This window comes from Kitasatospora sp. NPDC049258 (assembly GCF_040678895.1).
GTDB lineage: Bacteria > Actinomycetota > Actinomycetes > Streptomycetales > Streptomycetaceae > Kitasatospora.
In genome coordinates this window covers 64,736-82,344 of the sequence record NZ_JBFAQT010000010.1, presented here as the reverse complement: position 1 = coordinate 82,344, position 17,609 = coordinate 64,736, and the positions used below count along the sequence as shown (strand labels likewise).

18 protein-coding genes are annotated in these 17,609 nt (G+C 73.3%); 8 read left to right on the top strand and 10 right to left on the bottom strand.

The genetic code is table 11. The features are described 5' to 3' along the window. Positions 1-124: 124 nt before the first annotated feature. Both AB0K43_RS11395 and AB0K43_RS11390 read right to left on the bottom strand, forming a co-directional pair. Positions 125-787 (bottom strand): response regulator transcription factor, encoded by a 663-nt coding sequence (locus AB0K43_RS11395; protein ID WP_363638315.1) that lies wholly within the window; start codon positions 785-787, stop codon positions 125-127. Beyond that, positions 784-2,004, bottom strand: coding sequence for a histidine kinase (locus tag AB0K43_RS11390; protein WP_363638313.1), 1,221 nt, complete (start codon positions 2,002-2,004; stop codon positions 784-786). The genes AB0K43_RS11395 and AB0K43_RS11390 overlap by 4 nt, the downstream gene beginning before the upstream one ends. A 387-nt stretch (positions 2,005-2,391) precedes the next feature. On the opposite strand from AB0K43_RS11390, the gene AB0K43_RS11385 reads away from it, so the two are divergent. Then, on the top strand, positions 2,392-3,819 hold the full coding sequence (locus AB0K43_RS11385; RefSeq protein WP_363638311.1) for a hypothetical protein: 1,428 nt from the start codon (positions 2,392-2,394) through the stop codon (positions 3,817-3,819). 100 nt (positions 3,820-3,919) lie between these two features. Here AB0K43_RS11385 and AB0K43_RS11380 read toward each other — a convergent pair whose 3' ends face one another. Both AB0K43_RS11380 and AB0K43_RS11375 read right to left on the bottom strand, forming a co-directional pair. Continuing rightward, the gene (locus AB0K43_RS11380; protein WP_363638309.1) at positions 3,920-4,285 is read right to left on the bottom strand and encodes a darcynin family protein; all 366 of its coding nucleotides are present in this window, start codon (positions 4,283-4,285) and stop codon (positions 3,920-3,922) included. 46 nt (positions 4,286-4,331) lie between these two features. Beyond that, positions 4,332-5,225 (bottom strand): NAD(P)H-binding protein, encoded by an 894-nt coding sequence (locus tag AB0K43_RS11375; protein ID WP_363638307.1) that lies wholly within the window; start codon positions 5,223-5,225, stop codon positions 4,332-4,334. A 103-nt stretch (positions 5,226-5,328) separates the two neighbouring features. Here AB0K43_RS11375 and AB0K43_RS11370 point away from each other — a divergent pair, with 103 nt between their 5' ends. Beyond that, positions 5,329-6,282 (top strand): LysR family transcriptional regulator, encoded by a 954-nt coding sequence (locus AB0K43_RS11370; RefSeq protein WP_363638305.1) that lies wholly within the window; start codon positions 5,329-5,331, stop codon positions 6,280-6,282. On the opposite strand, the gene AB0K43_RS11365 is transcribed toward AB0K43_RS11370, so the two are convergent. Beyond that, on the bottom strand, positions 6,283-7,104 hold the full coding sequence (locus AB0K43_RS11365) for a class I SAM-dependent methyltransferase (RefSeq protein WP_363638303.1): 822 nt from the start codon (positions 7,102-7,104) through the stop codon (positions 6,283-6,285). It abuts the gene before it with no gap. A gap of 139 nt (positions 7,105-7,243) precedes the next feature. On the opposite strand from AB0K43_RS11365, the gene AB0K43_RS11360 reads away from it, so the two are divergent. Beyond that, a complete protein-coding gene (locus AB0K43_RS11360) occupies positions 7,244-7,906 on the top strand; it encodes a hypothetical protein (protein WP_363638302.1) in 663 nt (220 codons plus the stop codon). Continuing rightward, positions 7,903-8,265: a transcriptional regulator gene (locus AB0K43_RS11355; protein WP_363638300.1), complete on the top strand. Its 363-nt coding sequence runs from the start codon at positions 7,903-7,905 to the stop codon at positions 8,263-8,265. The genes AB0K43_RS11360 and AB0K43_RS11355 overlap by 4 nt, the downstream gene beginning before the upstream one ends. A gap of 48 nt (positions 8,266-8,313) precedes the next feature. Here the strand turns inward: AB0K43_RS11355 and AB0K43_RS11350 are convergent, their stop codons facing one another. Next, entirely contained in the window at positions 8,314-9,153 is an 840-nt protein-coding gene (locus AB0K43_RS11350) for an NAD(P)H-binding protein (protein WP_363638298.1), read from the bottom strand. A gap of 142 nt (positions 9,154-9,295) precedes the next feature. On the opposite strand from AB0K43_RS11350, the gene AB0K43_RS11345 reads away from it, so the two are divergent. Continuing rightward, on the top strand, positions 9,296-9,616 hold the full coding sequence (locus AB0K43_RS11345) for a helix-turn-helix domain-containing protein (RefSeq protein ID WP_363638296.1): 321 nt from the start codon (positions 9,296-9,298) through the stop codon (positions 9,614-9,616). A 129-nt stretch (positions 9,617-9,745) separates the two neighbouring features. Next, the gene (locus tag AB0K43_RS11340; RefSeq protein WP_363638294.1) at positions 9,746-10,111 is read left to right on the top strand and encodes a hypothetical protein; all 366 of its coding nucleotides are present in this window, start codon (positions 9,746-9,748) and stop codon (positions 10,109-10,111) included. Between the two features lie 26 nt (positions 10,112-10,137). Here AB0K43_RS11340 and AB0K43_RS11335 read toward each other — a convergent pair whose 3' ends face one another. Both AB0K43_RS11335 and AB0K43_RS11330 read right to left on the bottom strand, forming a co-directional pair. Next, complete coding sequence (locus AB0K43_RS11335) at positions 10,138-11,448, bottom strand: hypothetical protein (RefSeq protein ID WP_363638292.1); 1,311 nt, start codon at positions 11,446-11,448, stop codon at positions 10,138-10,140. A gap of 88 nt (positions 11,449-11,536) precedes the next feature. Then, positions 11,537-12,985, bottom strand: a complete 1,449-nt coding sequence (locus AB0K43_RS11330; protein ID WP_363638290.1) for a DUF4331 domain-containing protein — start codon at positions 12,983-12,985, stop codon at positions 11,537-11,539. Between the two features lie 491 nt (positions 12,986-13,476). Here AB0K43_RS11330 and AB0K43_RS11325 point away from each other — a divergent pair, with 491 nt between their 5' ends. Further along, positions 13,477-15,162, top strand: coding sequence for a high frequency lysogenization protein HflD (locus tag AB0K43_RS11325; protein WP_363638288.1), 1,686 nt, complete (start codon positions 13,477-13,479; stop codon positions 15,160-15,162). 29 nt (positions 15,163-15,191) lie between these two features. Then, positions 15,192-15,521 carry a hypothetical protein gene (locus tag AB0K43_RS11320; protein ID WP_363638286.1) on the top strand — a complete coding sequence of 110 codons (330 nt, stop codon included), beginning with the start codon at positions 15,192-15,194 and terminating at the stop codon, positions 15,519-15,521. A 15-nt stretch (positions 15,522-15,536) separates the two neighbouring features. Here the strand turns inward: AB0K43_RS11320 and AB0K43_RS11315 are convergent, their stop codons facing one another. Further along, positions 15,537-16,859, bottom strand: coding sequence for a tetratricopeptide repeat protein (locus AB0K43_RS11315; RefSeq protein ID WP_363638284.1), 1,323 nt, complete (start codon positions 16,857-16,859; stop codon positions 15,537-15,539). Between the two features lie 35 nt (positions 16,860-16,894). Further along, a complete protein-coding gene (locus tag AB0K43_RS11310) occupies positions 16,895-17,542 on the bottom strand; it encodes a class F sortase (protein ID WP_363638282.1) in 648 nt (215 codons plus the stop codon). Positions 17,543-17,609 lie beyond the last annotated feature (67 nt).

The following is a 17,609-nucleotide window of genomic DNA, read 5'->3' as shown; positions in this document are numbered from 1 at the left end:
CCCCGTCGGGGCGGGCGAGCCGCTCGCCCCGGCGCGGGCCGCCGCCCTGACGTCAGCGACAACGGTGGCGTGGTCCTTCTGGCAGCCGGTCCGGGACTGGTGCAGGAGCGCGTTGACGGCGGTGTCAGGCCGGGTGGATGAGGCGGCTCTCGTAGGCGAAGATCACGGCCTGGATCCGGTCGCGGAGTTCGAGCTTGTGCAGGATCCGCCCCAGGTGGGACTTCACGGTCGCCTCCGCGAGGTACAGGGCGGCCGCGATCTCGGTGTTGGACAGGCCGCGGCCCACCTGGACGAGCACCTCGCGTTCACGGGCGCTGAGCCGGCCCAGCCGCTCGTCGCGGGCGGCGCCGCTGCCGTCGGGGATGTGCGGGCGGAAGCTCTCCAGCAGGCGGCGGGTGATCCGCGGGGAGACCACCGCGTCGCCCGCGGAGACGCTGCGTATCGCGGTGAGCAACTCCTCGGGCCTGGTGTTCTTCAGCAGGAAGCCCGAGGCTCCGGCGTTGAGTCCGGCGAAGGCGTACTCGTCCAGGTCGAAGGTGGTGAGGATCAGCACTCTGCTCCGCGGGGCGACCTCGACGACCTGCCGGGTCGCCTCGATCCCGTCGGTCCCGGGCATCCGGACGTCCATGAGGACGACATCGGGGCGCAGCTCCCGGGCGAGGCGGACGGCCTCGGCGCCGTCCGCGGCTTCGCCGACCGGTGCCATGTCGGGTTGGGCCTCCAGGACCGTGCTGAAGGCCATCCGGAGGAGTGCTTCGTCGTCGGCGATCAGGATCCGGATCGTCATGCGGACGCCGCTCCGTCGCCGTCAAGGAGGAGGCGGGTACGGACCGCCCAGCCGCCGCCCGGAAGCGGTCCGGCCTGCAACGTCCCCCCGTAGGCGGCCGAGCGCTCGCGCATGCCGGGGATGCCGTGGCCGGACGGTGCGGCGGCGGGAAGCGGTGGGCAGGGGCCGCTGTCGGTGACGTCCACGGTGACGGTCCCGGTCGTGCACCGGATCCGGACCTTCGCGTGGGTGCCGGTGGGTGTGTGCTTGAGGGTGTTGGTCAAGGCTTCCTGTACCAGGCGGTAGACGGTGAGTTGTGCGGTGGCGGGGATGTGGGTGTGGCCGCCCTGGACCTCGACGCCGGTCGGCAGCCCGGCGGCGCACATCTGGTCGGCGAGGGCCTCCAGTTGGGCGATGCCGGGCAGCGGGTGGCGCTCCGCGTCCGGTTCGTCGGTCCGCAGGATGCCCAACGAGCGCCGCATGTCGGTCAGGGCCTGCCGCCCCGTCTCGGCGACCTGGAGCATCGCGGTGGTGGTCCGCTCGGGCGAGCGGTGCTGCGCGTAGACGGCGGCGTCGGTGAGCGCGACCATGACGGACAGGTTGTGGGTGACGATGTCGTGCATCTCCCGGGTGATACGGGTCCGTTCCTCGGCGACGGCCAGCCGCGCCCGCTGTTCCCGTTCCTGCTCCAGGCGGGCGGCCCGTTCCTCCAGGGCCGCGAGGTAGGCGCGGGTGGTCCGTACGTTCACCCCGAGGACGGCGGCGGCGACGACCAGCGCGCTGACCGCGACGAAGGGGGTCAGGAACGCGCCGTCCGTCGCCCAGCGCAGGCAGGCCAGCAGGGCCCCCGCCTCCACGACGGCGCCGGCGACGAGCGTGCCGCGCCGGCCCGAGTTCGCCGCCACCGTGTAGAGCGCCACCAGCAGGGCGATGTCCGCCGGCAGTTGGACGTCCATCAGCCACTGGACGAAGGCGGCGGCCGCCACGGCGCCGAACACGGTGAGCGGGGCCCGGCGCCGCCACAGCAGGGGAAGTGCCAGGGCGGCGGTGAGGGCCACGCGCACCGGCAGCTCCTGGGGCGCGTAGGTGGTCACCACGTCGAGGAGCAGCAGCGTCGGCAGCAGCGAGTCCCGCACCACGGGCGGCAGTCGGGAGGCCGCCGTCGCCCACCGCACCCGCACCTCGTCCCGGTGGCGTACCCGGTCGGCAGTGCCGGGTTCCGCGGCCGCCTCGGTCATCGCTCGTCCCTGTCGATTCGGCATCATGGTGGCCCCGGCCGGGGCTGCCACCGCGTACCGCCGGATCCGGGTCGGGTACGGGAAATGTACGCCTCGCGCTGCCCGGCACGTAGCGCGGTGCTGTCACGGTAGGCCGTGCGCCCCACGCGGCACATGAGTCCACGGTCTGATGTCACCGCGCCGGGATACGCCCGCAGGAGGAGCCCCGCTACCTCCCGTGGTCGCAAGGCGGCCGGCGATCGGGTGGGCTCGATTGCTGCTGCGGTCGCAGCGGGCCCGCCGCGGATTGCGACCCCGGTCGCACCCGGTGGCGACCCGGGATCGATGTGGCGGCGCGGGCCCGGCGCCGAGGATGGCCGGGTGACCGAGATCATCGAAGGACCGACCATGTCCCCCCTGGAAATCCTCGCGCTGCTGGGCGCCGTCGTCCTGGTGGTGGCGCGCTGGCTTCCCCCCGCCGCCCGCCCGCGCGTGACGATCGCGGCGGGGGCGGTTCTGCTGCTGTCCGCGATCGCGCTGGGTGTGGCGGGGATCCGCTGGCAGATGCTGCCGGTCCTGGCGGGCGGCGCCTTCGCGTTGCCGTTCGCCCTCTTCCCCCTGCTGCGACGCCGTACCGGCCGGCCGGTGTGGCGGGCCCGCTGGTGGCTGGCGTTGCCGGGATCGGTGGCCTGCGTCGGTCTGATCGCCACGGGCCCGGTGGCCGCCTGGGCCTTTCCCGTCCCCGTCTTCCCCGAGCCGTCGGGCGACTTCGCGGTCGGCACCCGGGTGGTGCAGTGGACCGACCCGCTCCGCCCCGAGACCTTCACGGCCGATCCGGACGACCGGCGCACGGTCGTGGTCCAACTCTGGTACCCCGCGCAGCGGAGCCCCGCAGGCGTGCAGCGGGCCCAGTACCTCGGACGCACGGAGCACGAGGCGCGCACCGTCTCCGACGCCCTCGCCCGCGGGGTCGGCCTGCCGGGCTTCCTGGTCGACGGCGTGCCGCGGGCCCGCAGCCACTCGGTCTTCAACGCCCCGGTGGACGGCTGCGGGGGACGGTTCCCCGTCGTGCTGTTCTCCCCCGGGTCGGGCGGAGTGCGCACCCAGAACACCGCCTGGGCGGAGGAACTGGCCAGCCACGGCTATCTGGTCGCCGCCCTCGACCATCCGTACGACTCCGCCGCCGTCGTCCTCGCCGACGGCCGGACGGTCACCTCCGAGACCTCCTCCAGCGGCGACCGGGACAAGGACGAAGAGCTGGCGGCCGGTTGGACCGCGGTCCGAGCCGCCGACCTCGGCTTCGTCCTCACCCAGCTGGACGCTCTGGACCGGGGTGAGCCCGCCGACCCGCTGAGCGGGCGCCTGGACACCGGCCGGGTCGCGGTGACCGGTCACTCCCTGGGGGGCGCCGCCGCCCTGCAGGCGGCCCGGCAGGACCGCCGGTTCGACGCCGTCGTCGATCTGGACGGCTACCCCCACGGCCCCACCTCGCCCGCCCTCGACCGGCCGGCGCTCGCGCTCACCCAGGCCGTCACCCCGGCGACCGACCCGCGCTACCTGCCCCGCCTCACCGAGGCGCTCGACTCCAGCACCGCGACGAGCTACCGGATCACCATCCCCGGCGCCGCCCATCTCACGTTCATGGACGGCCCGCTGTACCTGCCGCCGGTGCCCTCGATAGTCGGCTCGCTGGGCCGCACCGAGAGCCCGCGCGTCGTCGCCGCAGCCACCCTCGCCTTCCTGGAGGCCACGCTGCGGGACAAGCCCGGCGACCTGGCCGGCGTCCTGCCGGCCTACGGCGAGCTCAGCGTCCACCGCCCGGGCGACCGCCACTGATCGGCCGTTCCGGGGCGGGCGGGCGACGCTCCCGCACGGAGGTGCCCTCCGGCCAAGTGGCCGGAGGGCACCGGGGCGTTGGTGCCGGGTGGGCGGTGGGTCAGGTGGTGATGGTGGCGACGGGTTCGAGGCCGTAGGTGCGGGCGTACCCGTTCTCGGTACCGACGAGGAGCTCGACGATCTCGAAGTAGCGGTCCCAGAACGGGGTTTCGCGCAGTGCGTCGATGAGGAGCTGGTAGGCGTGGTGGTCGTCGGCCTCCCACACCCAGACGTCGGTGACACGGGTGGAGTAGAACTCGGTGTCGTAGAAGCGTGACCGGACGCCGGTGGTCCGGGCCTTGATGACGGGCAACACCTGGGTGGTGAAGGCGTCGACGCGTTCCTGGACGGTCAGGGCGAGCCACTCGGGGGTGGTCTTGACGAGCATGAACGCCGTGACCGGTGGCTCGGTCGTTTCAGCGGACATCAGGTGCCTCCAAGAGGGCGGGTGACGGGCTTTCGGTGGTGGGCCTTCAGGAGCGGACGGCGGGCTTGAGGGTCCGGGCGCACCACTGCTCGAAGCCGGTGCGGGCGGCGGTGTCCGGGGTGCGGGCGACGCCGGCGTCCAGGCCCTGGTCCTTGGCCCGCTTCATGTCGACGATGCCCTGGACGAATTCCTCGTCGAGGCCGTAGCCGACGAGGGTGGTGTACAGCTCGTCGAGCGGCTGGCGCTCGTAGCGGACGGGGCGGCCGAGCTGTTCGGTCATGATCCGGGCCAGATCGTTGGGGGACAGGTCCTGCGGCCCGACGACCGGGACGCTGCCGGTGCCGGTCCACGAGCGGTCCAGCAGCAGGTCGGCGGCCACGGCCGCGATGTCGGCGGTGGCGACCAGCGGGGCCTTGCGGTCGGCGTCGACGGAGTCGGTGAAGACGCCCTTCTCGCGGATCGAGTCGGCCTCCTCCAGGAGGTTCTCGAAGAACGACGGGTTGGCCAGGGCCCGGTAGGCGACGCCGCTGCCGGCGATGAGGTCGTCCAGGGCGAGGGAGGTGGTGACGAGACCGGCCCGGTCGGCGAGCGGGGTGCCGCGGCCGAGCGCGGAGACGCCGACGACATGGCCCACGCCGTGGGCGGCGAGCGCCCTGACGGCGGGTCCGCTGAAGGCGAGGTAGGCGTCCTGCGGGGTCAGCGAGGCGTCCGGGGGGACCAGCCAGAAGACGGCGTCCGCCCCCTCGAAGGCCCGGTCGACGACCTCGGCGTCCCCGTGCGAGCCGACGATCACCTCGACCTGCCCGCGCGCCGCGTCCGGCAGCCGGGCGGGGTCGCGCACGATCACGCGCAGTTCCTCGCCCGCGGCGGGGCCGGACTCCAGGAGTCGGGAGAGCAGGGAACGGCCGATGTTCCCGGTGGGAGCAGTAATGACGATCATGAAAACCTCGCAGGTCGTGCTGTTCGGTACGCCCCTCATCCTGCTGAGGACCTCGGTGATGCCACAATGGGAACTTCAGCACGGAATCATTGACAGAAATGGAATGATGCTGGTGAACAGCCCGGATCCGGCCCTCGACGCCAATCTCGCCGTCGCGTTGGACGCCCTGCTGGCCGAGCACAGCGTCACCCGGGCCGCCGCCCGCCTGCACACCTCGCCCGCCGCCATGAGCCGCACGCTCGCCCGCCTGCGCCGCACCCTGCAGGATCCGCTGCTGGTCCGGGCCGGGCAGACCATGGTCCCCACCCCGCGCGCCCAGGCCCTGCGCGAGGAGGCCGCAGCCGTGGTGCAGCGCCTCGGGGCCCTGCTCAGCCCCGAGGCCGGCGTCGACCCGGCCACCCTGCGCAGCACCTTCACCCTCCAGACCGCCGACCTGGTCGGTGCCGCACTGGCCCCGGGCCTGCTGCGCCTGGCCGAGCAGGAGGCGCCGGGGGTCTCGTTCCGGCTCCTGGCCGAGGAGTTGGAGGCCGGCCCCGCCCTGCGCGACGGCCGGATCGACCTGGAGGTCGGGTCCATCGACCATGTGGACCCCGAGACCAGGGTCGAGGAGCTGGTCACCCTCCGCATGATGGCGGCCGTCCGGCCCGGCCATCCGCTGACCGAAGGACCCCTGACCCCGGCCCGGCTCGCCGCCGCCCACCATGTCGCGGTCAGCCGCCGCGGCCGGTTCACCGGCCCCCTCGACGCCGCCCTGGCCGAGCAGAACCTTCAGCGGCGGGTCAGCATCGTCCTCCCCGGCCACCTGGCCGCCATGGCCCTCGCCGCTCGCAGCGACATCGTCTGCCTGGTGCCGGCCGCACTCCCCGGCGCCGCCCCCTCGCCCCTCACCGGCGACGCCGTCGCCCTCGGACTGCACCTCCTGGACATCCCGCTGGCCATGCCGCCCGTGACCATCGGCATGGCCTGGCACCCCCGCCACGCGGCCGACCGGGGCCACCACTGGCTCCGCAACGCCATCCGCCGAACCCTCCGCACCTCCGGGAGCCCGGCCACCTGATCAGTCGTCGGAGCCGGTCGAGCCGGTCGAGCCGGCCGGGTCGGCCTGCAGGACGAAGAACAGGAAGCACAGGAAGCGCGGCTCGGCCGCTACCTCGGGAAACAGCTCGCGGGCGGCCGGATCGGGCTCCGGCTCGCTGATGACCGTGATCCGGAAACCTGCCGCGGTGAAGGCCTCGACCATCGCGTGCAGCGGCCTGTGCCAGAGACCGATCAGGGCGCTCTGCCCGCCCATGGTCCACTCTTCGGTCCAGTTGGTGGTGTCGAAGTAGTTGTACTCGGCCTCGCGGCCGGCCTGGCGGTGCATGAGGCTGACGACGAAGGGATGGTCGACGGACGCGATCAGCCGGCCGCCGGGTTTGAGGACGCGTCGCAGCTCGGCCAGCGCCGGCCCCCAGTCCTCCAGGTAGTGCAGCACCAGGGAGGCGACCACGTCGTCGAACGTGCCGTCGGGGTAGGGCAGCGGGCCGCCCAGGTCGACCACCCGCAGGTCCGCACCCTCGCCGAGCCGCCGCCGGGCCAGCGCCAGCATTCCGGTACTCGCGTCGAAGCCGCTCACGACGGCGCCACGGTCGCGCAGCGCCGCGAACAGGGGCCCGGAGCCGCAGCCGGCGTCGAGGATCCGCCGGCCGGCCACGTCTCCGGCGAGGGCCAGCATCGCGGGCCGCTCGTAGTGGCCGTTGACGAGGTTGGTCTCGTTCTCCGCCGAGTACCCCTCGGCGAAGCTGTTGTAGTCGTTGACCCTCGGCGGGCCCGCAGTCACCTCGGACGCCGTGGTGGAGCCGGCGGAGCTCGCGTGCTCCTGCTGCTCGTCGGAAGTCATGGTGCGAGAGACGTGCGCCGCACCGGGTCGGTTCCTGCCGGGGCGCCGCTCGGGGGTCCACGACGCCTGCCGCGACCGAAGTGACCGCATGGCAAACAGATCTCTGGACACAATTGGTTTGCCATGCAAACCTTCTGACATGACGACACATCCCGTCCCGTCCCCGAGCGATCCCCGCCACCTCCTGGCGATGAAGCGGGCCCTTGTCAACCAGGTCCGCCGCGAGCAGCGCGGCGCGTGGTTCCCCCTCCTCGTCTTCGCCGTCGTGCGAGTCGCCGCGGCGCCGGTGGTCCGGTACGGCCAGGGCGACCCCGACGCCCGCGACCTGCCGCCGGCGATGTGGTACTGGCCGGTGGCGCTGCTGCTCGCCTATGCCGCGATCGGCTGGTTCTACCTGCGCCGTTCCGACCGGCGCGGGCTGGGCACGCGGGTCGGGCCGTACCTGGCACTGGGGATCGCCCTGGTCGTGCTCATCACCGTCTACGTGTCGTTGACGGCCCTGTACCCGGAGTTCCCCACTGGTCTTCGCGGACCGTCGCCCGTCGTCCTGTTCTTCGACACGGTGGTGAGCCCGGCCGGCACGATCGGCCTGGCGCTCCTGCTGCTCGCCCGGATCGAGCGCAGCTGGCCGCTGCTCGCGATCGCCTGCGCGTACCTGGCCGTCATGCTCGGCTCCGGCGGCCAGCCCGGCCCGTCACCGTGGGGCTTCCTCCCGAGCCTCCTGCTCGGTGGCGGTGTGCTGCTGTTCGGCGCTGTCGGCCTCGCCCTGCTGCAACGGGTCCAGGGGCGGTCGGCCGGATGACCGACCACCCCACCAGCGGCCTCGACGACGTCGTGCACCAACGGGTCCGCCTGGGCATCCTCGCGGTGGCCAAGCAGGCCCGGCGGGTGGAGTTCACGTTCCTGCGCGGCACGCTCGCTCTGACCGCCGGCAATCTGTCCCAGCACCTCGGGGTCCTGGAGAAGGCGGGTCTGGTCACGATCGACAAGGGCTACGAGGGGAAACGGGCCCGCACCTGGATCCAGCTCACCAAGGCGGGCAAGAAGGCCCTGCACGACGAGATCGCGACCCTCAAGACCCTGATCCACCAGCTCGAAGGACCGGAAGAGGAGGACGGGGGAGTCGACCCCGGCGCCGCGGCCGCTCCCGCACCGGGCTGATCCCCTCTCAGGGACTCTCCGCCGCAGCGCAGTTACGGCGGAGCCGTCTCAGCGGAACGCGGCGACATTGCGGGCGGCCCAGTCGGCGAACGGGCGCGGGGCGCGGCCGAGCACCCGCTGGATGTCCGGGCTGATTCGCAGCTCCGCCGGGTTCGGGGCACCGAGGATGGTCAGGGTGTCCTCGGCGAGCTCCGCCGGCATGCTCCGGGCCATGGCGGCCTTGGCCTCGTCGCGGGTGAGGTCGCGGAACCGCACCGGCGAGCCCAGCGCGGCGGCGATGGCCGCCGCCTGCTGGCGCGGCGTGATCACCTCCGGGCCGGTCAGCTCGTACACGCCGCCGGTGTGCCGGTCCTCCAGCAGGCAGGCCGCCGCGACCTCGGCGATGTCCGCCGGGTCGACGATCGGCAGCCCGACGTCGCCGAAGGGGGCGGCGACGACCCGCTGCGCGCGGATGGACCCGCTCCACCACAGGGCGTTGGAGGCGAAGCCGCCCGGCCGCAGGATGGTCCACTCCAGGTCGGACCCCCGCAGCGCATCCTCCAGCGCGCGCATCGCGATCCGCGTCGGGCCGAAGGGCCTGGTCGCCACGCCCTGGGTGGAGAGCAGGACGACCCGGCGGACCCCGCCGGCCGCGGCCCGGCCGATGATCTCGGCCGGGCCGGCTCCGATGGCGTGCAAGTCGCCGGACAGCAGCAGGAACAGCGCCTTCGCCCCGGTCAGCGCGGGCGCGAGACCGGCCGGCTCGGCCAGGTCGGCCACCAGGTGGCGGACGCCGTCCGGCACCGCCGCCGGGTGCCGGGACACCGCCGTCACCTGCCGGCCCGCCGCGGCCAACGCCCGCGTCAACGGCCGGCCCACATTCCCGGTAGCCCCGGTCACCACGATCATGATCAGCTCCTTGTCGGATGTCTTCCGTGGCCGCCACGCTAGGAGCCGGGCTAACTCTTGGTAAGGACATACCTCTGGGTAAGCTCAGTACGTGACCGGAAGCGCGCAGCACACAAGGGCCGAGGTAGCAGAGCGGTATGAGGTGTTTCACACCGACTGCCCCGCGCGCGAGGTGGTCGACCACGTCACCAGCAGATGGGGCGTCTGGGTGCTGATCTCCTTGCGGAGCAACGACCTTCGGTTCTACGAGCTGCGCGAGAGCATCCGGGGCATCAGCGAGAAGATGCTCGCCCAGACCCTGCGCGCGCTGGTCCAGGACGGGCTGGTCTGGCGGCAGGTCGAGCCGACGACGCCGCCCCAGGTCACCTACGGGCTGACCGAGTTCGGCCGGGAGGTCGGCGAGTCGCTGGCGGAGCTGTTCGACCGGATCACGCAGCGGCTCTCGCCGCGCGACGCGGGGTAGCGTGCCGGCGGTCGGCCACGACAGCGCATCCGACGTGACCGGGCATCCCGTGGACCCACGACCTGGTCCGGCCGGTCGCCGGGGCCGGTCGTAAGCTGTGGGGTCTTCGAACAGTGGGGAGCTGTGGCCATGGGTGGCTGGATATGGGCGGTGATTCCCGCCGTGCTGGTCGGCGGGGGGTGGGTCGGCGACAGTGTCCGAGGGGCGCTGAAGACGCGTCACGAGCGGAAGCTGGACCTGCAGCAGGCCGCTGAACGGCGGCAGCTCGCGCTCGACGCGGCGCACCGTCCGCCGGAGCCCGTCTGTGGCTGCACCCACCACCTGGCCAAGCACGACAAGCAGGGCAAGTGCCACGAGGTGGTCGAGGCACCGACGGCCTGGGACGCCGAGCGCAAGCCGCTGCGGTACGAGCCGCGGCCGTGCAACTGCCAGCAGTACATCGGCCCCGAGCCGCTGGGCACCATCTTCGCGCCGGAGATCGTCGACCCGCGCTGACCCTCCGGCTCCGGCCGTGGTCGGTCTCAGTGCAGGGCGGCGAGCGTGCCGCGGGCCCGTGGGGCCTGGAGCGGGTTGAAGGCCGGGTCGGTGGCGAGGGCCTCGGCGAGGTGGGTGCGGGCGTCGTCGGTGCGGCCGAGGGCGTGCTCGATCTCGCCGAGGTGGTAGTCGAAGAGGGCGTTGTGCCAGCCGTGGGCCCGGGCCCGCCGGGCGAGGCCGAGGGCTTCGGTGTCCGCGCCGGTGCGGTGCAGGGCCCAGGCGAGGGCGTCGGCGACCAGGACGTTCTGCCGGCGGGCCCATTCGGCGCGCAGCAGGCGGACGGCCTCGGCGGGGTCGCCGTGGTCGGCCTGGTACTGGCCGAGGGTCAGGTCGTCGACCACGCCGTTGGCGGTGGCGAGTTGCTGCTCGGCGGTCAGCAGCCGGTACTGCGCCCGGGCCTGGTCGGGGTGGTCGAGGGATTCCTGGAGCTCGCCGAGTTCGAGCAGGTACTGCGGGAGGGGGACGGCGGCGATGGCGGCGGTGTAGTCGCGCACGGCGTCCTCGGCCAGGCCGAGGCCGGCTTCGGCGCGGGCCCGGCCGGCGAGGGCGGGGGTGTAGCCGGGGTTGGTGTCCAGGGCCTGTCGGTAGCCGGTGAGGGCGTCCTGGGTGCGGCCGGAGTTCCGGTCGAGTTCGGCGATCTGGTACCGGCAGAAGGCCTTGTCGGCGGGGTCGTAGGCGCCGTCGAGGGCTTGGCGCAGTGCGGCGCGGGCGTCGTCGGTGCGGCCGTGCTGTTCGAGGTCGTAGGCGGCGCGGGTGAAGGACGCGGTGCCAGGTCTGCGGTCCAGCAGCTGCTGGACCGCCTCGGTGGCGCCCGCGTCGTCGCCGAGCTGGGTCCGGGCGTCGGCCAGCACGGCGTAGGCCGGCCAGTGCGCCGGGGAGGCGGCGACCGCCCGGTCGGCGAAGTCGCGGGCCCGGTCGAAGAGATGGCGGGCGTTGGCGAGCGCGCCCAGGCCGGTGAGGGCGTCGGCATTGGCCTGCGGGGCCAGCGCGAGGGAGCGGTTGAGGGCCTCGTCGGCCTTGGGGTAGTAGGACGGGTCGGCGGTGAGTCGTGCCTGCTCGACGTACTCGGCGCCGAGCCGGGCCCACCCCGCCGCGTCGTCCGGCCGCTGCCGCAGCCGCTGCTGGTCGGCGGAGATCGCCTTGGCCAGCGAACTGTCGCCGGCCGCCGCGGCGCCCGGACGGCGGGCGGCCGCTGTCGACGGGCGCGCTGAGCCCGGCCCGCCCCGGTCGAGCGCGCCGAGTGCCGCGAGGCCGCCGCACAGCGCGATGGTGGTGATCAGCAGCGGCAGGCGGCGCATGAAGGCCTTTCGGTGGAGCGGCGGGCAGGAGCGGCGGCCGTGCGGGTGGCCGGCGGCATGGCACCGGTCACCCGCACGGCGGCGTCGGTCAGTTGGGCTGGTTGACGGCCTTGTCGTACGGCAGCGCGATGTACGGGAAGGTGGTGCCGAACGGCTTGTCGGCGGTGTTGACCTTGTCGCCGGCCGCGAGGGCGGCGATCAGGTGGCCCGGCGTGGCGCCCTCCATGACCTGCAGGGCGATGTCGACCACGTCGTCGGTCAGGCGGCGGCCGTTGGGGAAGCCCTGGAAGTCGCCGTCGAGGACGCCGAGCCGGTCCGGGTTCGGGGTGACCGGGGTGGACATGTTGAGCCGCAGCTCCTCCGCCGGCACGAAGCAGTCGGGGTTGATGTCCTTGTTCAGCAGCTGCGAGTTGAGGTCCACCTGGAAGGGGCCGCCGGTGGCCTTGGCGATCCCGGTGAGGAAGATCTCCTGGAGGTCGGTGCGCGGGGTGGCGGGGGCGGGCAGGCCGTAGATGGCCTGGATCAGCTGCGGTACCTCCGGGTTGAGGACCTTGTCGACCACGGCGGGCTGGTTGTGGTCCTCGGACGGCGGCAGGGAGTTGAAGGCGTCCTTGAGCCCGGCGGGCAGCACGACCTCGTTGACCAGCGGGTTGCCCAGGCGGGAGACCTGGACGAACTTGCCCGACGGGGTGGCCTTGCCGGGGCTGAGCTTGAGGGTCTGCTTCTCGGTGCTGGACCAGACGCCGATGACCGGGTTGCGGGTGGGGTCGCCCTTGTAGGCCAGGCGGCTCTTGGGCACCTGGATGGAGAGCGAGTTGACGTTGTACCCGGCCAGGGTGTTCTGGCCGACCTCGGAGAGGTTGCCGCCGTAGAGCAGGTCGAAGACCCGCAGGTCGAGGAAGAACGGGTCGGCCGCCTGGGTCGCCACCGTCTGCCCACCGCCAGGCAGTTGGACGGTGGCCTGCTGGCGCAGCCCGGCGTAGTTGGGCATCGAGGCCCGGCCGGTGTCGGACGGGGCGGCGGTGCCGTGCTCGACCAGGGTGACCGGGTCGCAGCCGGGGCGCAGCTCCTGGAGCGTGTAGTACTGGCGGAACAGCAGGGTGGGGTCGGTGAGGTTGTTCACGACACCGTTGTTGTAGAGGAAGGTGTTGGTGCCGCGCTGGTCCTCGGTGTGGAAGGTCCAGCGGTAGGTCAGGTCGGGCTTGCCGGTGCCCTGGGAGTCGATGTTGATGTCGTAGTGGGCGCCGTCGGCCCAGGGGTAGAAGTTCGGTCCGCCGTTGGGCTCCTGGAACGGGAGCCAGTTGGCGACGAGGGTGACGGTGTCCTGGTTGTCGGGGCTGGTGAAGGCGTACACGTCGGTGTTGTCGACCTGCGGGTCGGCGGCGATGAGCGGGGCCTCGCGGTGGCTGGAGGCGGTGCTGACACCTGCCCCGGCGCCGAGGATCGCGCTGCTGGCCAGGGCCAGGCTCATGGTGGTGAGGATCGCCGCCGTGCGGGCGGCGGAGCTTCTGCGGGCAGGTCGGTGCGTGACGTTCATGCGGGTGGGGTTCTCGATTCCGTGACGGGGACGATCCCGCCCCGGGCCGGAGCGGCCGCGGGGCGAGGATCCGGCTGCGCAGCCGCACTCGGCACTGTGGACCGGATCCCGTCAGCACTTCGTGAGCGGGGCTGGGGCGGACTGGTCGCCTCACCCCCATGGACCAGCGATGTCACCCGCCCGGGCGCACCGAGCCCGGATCCGGGACGGGGCGCCCCGGTTCCGCTCGACCCCGGCGGAGCCGGTACGGCAGGGAAACCGGCCGGTGGACCAGTAGTCGATCGGCAGTTCTGTCGACGGGAACGGGTGTCCGGAGGCAATGCTCCGGTCGAGTGGCGCGAGCGCCCAAGACGGAGTGGTGCCAATCCGCGGACGCCTGCGGCCCCGGATGGTGTGCGTCGGGCTGACCAGCCCTCGTCCCCCTTCGTCCCCCTTCCCGCCGGGCCGGGCCTCGCCGCCGTGGCAGCCGGCCCCGTCCCCGGAGGCCCAGCGTGGCAGTCCCACGATTCCTCGCCCGGACAGGCACGGCGGTGTCAGGCGCGCTGCTCCTGCTCGGCCTTGCCGCACCCGTCGCCGGCGCCCATCCGTTGGGGAACTTCTCCCTCAACCACTACCTCGGCTTCACCGTCCACCCCGACAGCCTCGAAGTCCTCGCCGTCACCGACGCCGCCGAGATCCCCACCCTCCAGGAGCAGCCGAAGGTCGACCGCAACGGCGACGGCACGGTCGACGACGCCGAGCGCACCACCTGGGCCTCCGACCGGTGCGCGGAGGCCGCGCAGCGCCTTGAGGTGACCACGGATCAGGCCACAACACCGCTGTCCTGGAGTACCGGCTCGGCGCAGTTCAACTACGAGGACGGCGCGGCCGGGCTGCGCACCAGCAGGCTGGAGTGCCGGCTGCGAGCCGGCCTGCGCATCCCGGCCAGCGGCCTCACCCTACGGGTCGCCAGCGGGAGCGACCCGAGCCGGGTGGGGTGGAACGAGATCACCGCCCGCGGCGACGGCACCACCCTCGACCGGTCGGACGTCCCGGCCCGTTCGGTCTCCGAGGAGCTGCGGGACTACCCCCGCGACCTGCTCGACAGCCCCAGCGGCGTCACCCACGCCCAGTTCCGCGCGCGGCCCGGCGGCAGCGGGGGTTCGGCTCCGGGTACGGCCGTCAGGGCGGAGGGTTCCGGGCCCACGGCCTGGCTCGCCGGCCTCGACGCCCGACTCACCGAACTCGGCGCGGCCCGGCGCCTCACCGTCCCGCTCGGCCTGCTCGCCGTGCTGCTCTCGATCGTGCTGGGTGCCGGGCACGCGCTGCTGCCCGGGCACGGCAAGACGGTGATGGCGGCCTACCTGGCGGGCCGCCGCGGCCGCACCCGCGACGCGGTCACCGTGGGGGCCACTGTGACGGTGACCCACACCGCCGGCGTCCTCGTCATCGGCCTGTGCCTGAGCGCGTTCTCCTCGCTGGCCGGCGATCTGCTGCTCGGCTGGCTGGGCGTGCTCAGCGGCGCGCTGGTCGCCGTCGTCGGCGCAGGTCTACTGAGGGACGCGCTCCGGCGGCGCGGCAGCCGTCCGAACACCCCGGCACACCCGCACGGCGAACCGGAGCGGGTACTCGCGCACGCGTCGGCGGCATCGACCGGGCACCACGCCCACGCCCACGACCACCCGCATCCGCACGACCACCACGCGCACGGCGACCACCATCACGATGATGACGCTCACCCTGACGGGCACGGGCACTCGCACGATCACCATCACGACCATGGTCGCCATCACGACCACGATCACGGTCACGAACATGGCCATCGGCACGGCCTGTTCGGAGGCGGCCACCATCAAGGCCCGGCCGTCCCGGGCCGCCGCGGCCTCATCGGTCTCGGCATCGCCGGTGGTCTGGTCCCCAGCCCGTCCGCCCTGGTGGTCCTGCTGGGCGCCGTGGCACTCGGCCGGACACTCTTCGGCGCGGCCCTGGTGGTCGCCTACGGCCTCGGTATGGCCGCCACCCTGACCGCCGTCGGCCTGCTCCTCGTCCGCCTCGGCGACCGGCTCGCGGGCGCGGCGGACGGCCCGATCCTGGGCCGGCTGCACCGAATCGCACCCTACAGCGCCCTGCTGACCGCGCTGCTCATCCTGACCGTGGGAGTGGGGCTGGTCGTGCGCAGCCTCCCCGCCACCCTCTGAACACCAGCCCGTACCGGAGGCCGATCATCGTGACCACCCGCCGTCTGCTGAGTCTGATCCTTCTCGCCGCCCCGCTGCTGGCGGCGTGCGGCGCCGAGCCGGACGGCAGCTTCGACGCCCGGCCCGGCACACCCTCCCCGACCTGCATCCAGCACCAGAGTCAGGACCCGGGCGCCAAGTACACCGGTGGCGAGAAGTCCGATCCGCGATCGGTGCTGGAGATGATGCGCTTCTACACGGCCAACGGCACCAAGGCGTACTGCGACGGCAAGCCACCGACTGCCACCGACCGCCGCTGGACCGAGCTGTACGCCACCCTCGGCGGTGACCCGCGCCACGTGGCGCAGCCGAAGCGGTAGCCGGAGCGGCCGCCCTCAGCCTGTGCTTCCGAGCGCGGTCAGTGCGGCGCGCGCGGCCGGGGCGTGCAGCGGATGGAAGGCGGCGTTGATCGCCAGCGCGGTCTCCAACTCGGTCCGTGCGTCGGCCGGCCGCTCGAGCCGCCGCAGGATCTCGGCGCGGTGGTAGTGGAAGAGGGCGTTGCGCGTCCCGAGGGCCAAGGCCTCGTCGGACTGCTCGAGTGCCTCCTGGTCGCGGCCGTTGACGTGCAGGGCCCAGGCGTAGGCGTCGTGCATCTCGAGGAACGGCCTGGTCCTCAGGCCCTGTTCGGCGATGGCGAGGGCTGCCCCGGGGTCGCCGTGGTCGGCCTCGAACAGCGCCGCGTCGGTGTCCAGGGCCACACCGTTGTCGGTGAACAGCTTCTGTTCGGCGCGGAACACCTGGTACTGCTGCTCCGCCTCGGGGTTGCGGCCCAGGGACTGGAGCAGCTCGCCGAGTTCGAGGACGTACTCGGGTTGGGGGACCTGGCCGACGGCGCGCTGGAGGTCGGCGACGGCGGAGGCGCTGTCGCCGAGGGCGGCTTCGGCCTTGGCCCTGGCCTCCAGGAGGGATGCGGTGCCGGGGGCGCTGCGCAGGCCGGCTTCCGCGTGGGTGAGCGCGGCCTTCGGGTCGCCGTTGTCGAGGGCGAGCTGGCTGAGGTGGTAGCGGGCGAAGGCCTGGTCGGCGGGGCTGTTGGCATCGTCGAGGGCGCGTTTCATGTTCATGGTGGCCGCCGCCGGGTCGCCGCGTAGCTCCCAGGTGTAGGAGGCGCGGGCCAGCGACGGGGTGCCCGGCTTGAGGTCGACCATGCGCTGCACCGCGTCGAACGACTCGGGGTAGCGGCCGAGTTGGGTGTAGGCGTCGGCGAGGGTCCCGTACAGGGTGGAGCTGTCCGGGTTGACGGCGATCGCCCGCCGGGACCAGTCGAGGGCCGCGGTGAAGTCGTGCCGGGCGGCGTCGAGGGCGGCCATGCCGGCCATGGCGGTGAAGTTCTCCGCCGGATCCGTGCTGAGCGATCGGGCGAGGACTTCTTCCGCCTTGGGGTAGTAGGACGGGTCGGCGGTGATCTTGGCCTGCTGGACGTAGGCCAGGCCGAGGGAGGCCATCGCGAGGGCGTCGCCGGGGACCGCTCTGAGGTGCTCCTGCAGGCCGCGGATGTCCGCGCCCAGGCCGACACCGGCTGCGGCACGGTCGGTGTCCGCTCGCGCGGTGGTGGTCCGATCGCCTCCCCGGGGGGAGAGCCCGAGGCCGCCGACGAGGAACAGGCCGACGCCGAGCACGGTGGCCACGGCGGCGGACAGCAGACGGTGGCGTCGGGTCAAGGCGAACTCCGTGAGTGAGCGACGTGGACGGTTGTTCAGGCGCCGGAAGTGCTCGGCATGCTGTCGGCCGAGGTGGCGAAGACCACCAGATTGGACAGGTACTCCTGGCTGGTGCGGTCGTAGGTGCCGCCGCAGGTGATCAGCCGCAGGCTCGGGCCGGGGGTGTCGCCGAAGACGAGGTCGTCGGGGAACTCGTCCTTGGCGTAGCTGCGCAGGGCCTGGACCGTGAAGCGGCCGGAGGTGCCGTCCAGGGCGTCGACCGTGATCGTGTCACCGGGGCGCAGGACGGACAGTCCGGCGAAGACGGCCGGTCCGGTGAGGGAGTCGACGTGGCCGACGATCACCGCGGTGCCCGGGCTCCCGGGGGTCGGCCCCTGGCTCCACCAGCCGGCGACCGCTGGGTCGCCCGGCGTACCGAGGTGTCCGTCGCCCTGGACCTGCAGGTCCGTCAGAGCGCTGTCCACCCCGATCCGGGGTATCCGTATCCGCACCGGCGGCGCCGCCCGACCCAGCGACGGGGTGCCCGCGGCGCCGCGGTCGGCCGCTCCGGCCGACTGCCCGGGTATGTCCCCGATGTCCTGGACAGCGGCCGGCCCCGGGCTCCGGTGCGAGGTCGCGAGGCTCACCGTTGCGGCCCCGGTCAGAGCCAGACCGAGCACCAGCACCACGGTCGCGGCCGTCACGCGGCCGGCCTGCTGTGCGTGCCGCGGTCGCCGGCCCCCCGGGAGGAGGGACCGGCGACCGGTACGA